Source organism: Chitinophaga sp., assembly GCF_035564935.1.
Taxonomy (GTDB): domain Bacteria; phylum Bacteroidota; class Bacteroidia; order Chitinophagales; family Chitinophagaceae; genus Chitinophaga.
Genome location: NZ_DATMTE010000681.1, coordinates 1 through 3,270 on the forward strand (window position 1 = coordinate 1; position 3,270 = coordinate 3,270).

2 protein-coding genes and 2 pseudogenes are annotated in these 3,270 nt (G+C 42.1%); 2 read left to right on the forward strand and 2 right to left on the reverse strand.

What is annotated here, in order from left to right; all coding sequences use genetic code 11:
* Window positions 1–559, reverse strand: a pseudogene (locus tag VN105_RS17520) (DNA polymerase III); the annotation flags it as partial.
* The gene (locus tag VN105_RS17525; protein WP_325642825.1) at window positions 556–1,464 is read right to left on the reverse strand and encodes an ATP cone domain-containing protein; all 909 of its coding nucleotides are present in this window, start codon (window positions 1,462–1,464) and stop codon (window positions 556–558) included. The gene VN105_RS17525 and the pseudogene VN105_RS17520, both read right to left, overlap by 4 nt.
* 158 nt (window positions 1,465–1,622) lie before the next feature.
* Between VN105_RS17525 and VN105_RS17530 the strand changes: the two genes are divergently transcribed.
* Both VN105_RS17530 and VN105_RS17535 read left to right on the forward strand, forming a co-directional pair.
* Entirely contained in the window at window positions 1,623–2,075 is a 453-nt protein-coding gene (locus tag VN105_RS17530) for a DUF2267 domain-containing protein (protein ID WP_325642826.1), read from the forward strand.
* Between the two features lie 193 nt (window positions 2,076–2,268).
* Window positions 2,269–3,270 (forward strand): annotated as a pseudogene (locus VN105_RS17535) (hypothetical protein); the annotation flags it as partial.

Sequence of the window (3,270 nt, forward strand, 5' to 3'; positions counted from 1 at the left end):
TATTATACCATACAGGACCGGTATAATACAGAAGTGCGGCGGCATAATTTTTCTGATCCGTAAGCCGGATATCCACCTGCATATGATTTTTCAAAAGAAGGCATACTCTTTCCTTACCTTCTGCAATAACCCTGGATACAAGAGGTAACCTGCTGAGTTTATATACAAAATGTTTCCTGAGTGAAGCTTTCACCTGTAGTAATATATCTATATCGCCAACTGTATCTTTTTTTCTTCTAAGGCTGCCGGTAAGCGTTGCCTTTTCAACTTCAGGGAATTGTTTTGCCGCCCGCAACATTTCTTCTGCTGCCAGCAGTGCCTCCCATAGCTGGAAGCGGTTTTCCTTGGCTAGTTTCAGGCTGCGCCTGATATTTTCCACTTTTTTTGGGTTGAATCCTTTTAAGTTATCCAGCTGTCCGGTGGCCACAGCAGTGCTGCATTCATTGATGTTATTTACGCCGAGATGCTCATGAATAGCCGCTACATTGGCGGTGCTGATATCTTTGATTTCCAGGAGTTCGGCTAACGCTCCGGGGATCTTTTTTACTGTATTTTTCATGCTGATGGTTTTACAGATATTACCTGAGGTTCTTTTTTAGATATGGGCGAAGTAGTAAATTCCTGGCAGAGATTTTCGACTTCCGCCATTACGAGGTCTTTCCTGGAAGCAGCGATGCCCGATTCTTCCAGGTATGACGGATGCGCTGCCAGTGTTTTACATAAAACAATCCCTCTCTCCAGTAACCTGCTCTTTTCGCCCTTGGTGAGTGTAGTAATGCAGGTTACGGGGTATAAGCCTGCCTGATAAATGATGTCTTTAAGACCTCCCCCGGTGGGGAAGTCCCACGACATGAGATGTAATCCCATGCAGGCTGCATATTGCGTCGCATCCGTGGAAAAGCGGGTATTGGTAATGAGCCATGCTTCGCATTGCTGTTGCGTCTTTTCATGCGTGTTTTTCCATTGCCATTCGATATCCCTGAACCTGGATTCAACATAAAGCGGGATTTTTATATCGCAAAAGGCGCCTTGCTGGTGATGATATTTGCATTCAATAATATTTGAAACCTTATTCCTGACCGCCAGTATATCTACTTCATGTTTAACGCAATGGCCTTCCAGTATTTCGTTGGTAGTTGCCGTGAATTCCTGTTGCCGGAACAGTTCGGCCACATACTGTTCAAATGGAAACCCGGAGGGCCCAAGTTCAAATATGGCCTGTTTTAAATGATATTTCCCTGCCACAGCCTTTGCTTTTCTTTTCAGCAATCCATAGGCAATTTTATATATCATTCGGGTGGGTATATTGGGATATATTTGCCGGTATAATTCATCCAGCACCGTTTCAATTACGTCTGGCCGTGCTCCCGATTTTCTCAGGGATTGCCTGATTTTTTCCGCAGAAAAAGGCACGGTAGTTCCTGAAGCTTTAGTGACCAATAGCGATGGCTGTTTTGTTCCCATGCGAATGCCTGTTTTAGTAATATTAAAATTATGGTTAAGTATGCAGTGTTTAAATGATAGTTATTAGTTGTTTACCTGATTTTAATCACGTTACTGAGTGAGACAGATCATTTATTTTAACCTTTCATGATAATAAATTAGTATTCTAAATCAGTAATATGGCAGGTTATTTTGATCATTATTCAGCTAAAGGAAATCAACTGCTGAGTGAACTGGCCGCCGGGCTCGGGGAGCCTGAAAATATACAAAGAGCTGCCAATGTATTACGATGTACGCTGCACACATTGCGGCGATGTTTAAGTACAGAGGAATCTCTTCATTTCATATCACAGTTGCCTTTGATTATCAAAGGAATGTATGTCGATGGCTGGAAAATAAGTCATCAGGAACGTATCAGGACCTGGGATGAGTTTTTACTGGATTTATATGATGCAGCCGGAACACCTGGTTGCGGAGATTTTGATAACCGGCAAAATGCTGCGATAGCAGTGGCAGCAGTATTCAGGGTATTGATGACTCATATTTCGGCGGGAGAAATGTCTGATGTTATGGCGCAGCTGCCGGCCCATTTAAAAAATGCACTTCTGGCGCTTATGACCTGCGATTTTTGATAAATAAACGATGAATGGTGATGGGAGTGTGTGCTATGGTATTTAATTGCCCGGGCGGGTAATGCCAGTTCAGTTGTATTTCAGCGGATTCCTGTTATCATTAAAAATGCAAAGCCATCCTTGATCGGCCCGCTTCAGGTTGGATAACTAACTATTTTGTTTTTACAAACGAAAATAGCCGTATTTTTAGAACATGAGAAAAACCTTCATTCTGTTCATACTGGCATTAGTATCAACCATAGCTTGCCGTAAACATGAACAGGAACCGCAGCCACCTGTTGTCGATCACAACGACACCATTCCTTATAATGTTACTACGTTAATGGATGTAGAAGCTCATATAGCAGGAATGGCCATCGCCGATGATGGCACTATCTTTTACAGCGTGCGTAATAAAATTTATATGATAAAAGATAGTGTGAAATCCCTCTTCGCAGGAGGCGAGGCCGGCTATGAAGACGGTCCGCGGGCATCTGCCAGGTTTAATTACCCTGCAAGACTGGCCCTTGACCAGAAAGGAAATTTATATGTAGCCGATAGACAGAACTATAGAATAAGAAAGATTGACAGAGCAGGGAATGTATCTACCATGATTTTTTCATATGCGAATCCTGTTTATGATGACATCGGGCACGTAGTAGAAATAGTTCATGATACCACCAGTAATGCCGGTGATGTATGTGATTTAAATGTAAAAGGCAATCATTTATATATCATAGACTACCAAAGTATAATTGCCTATAACGGTATAAATGGCTACAACACAGCCCAATGTCGTTTAGACAGTAATAACTTCCTTTCTAAAGGAGTCGACTTATATACAGGTGGAAGCGTGAAAGGTTTGGATGTCTCACAGGATGAACATTATCTTTATTGGGGCAATATTTATGGAATTTACAGATATGATTTAAGATCAGAGGAAATAGCACTCTCTTACGGGTACGATAATTCGTTTGTAAATTTTGTACTGGGAGAAGGAGATAGCGTTATGTATATACCCAGAATGAACAAATGTATTATTGACAGGGTGTCCCTGGCCACCGGCATAGGTTCACTGATTGCCGGGCAGGTAAATGATCCCGCGCAGCAGGGTCCGCATCCGTCTATTGATGGCGTTGGTACCGGGGCTTCCTTTAATCATCTTAATTTCATCAAGAAAAAAAATAACTACCTATATATTGCCGAAAGCAATTAT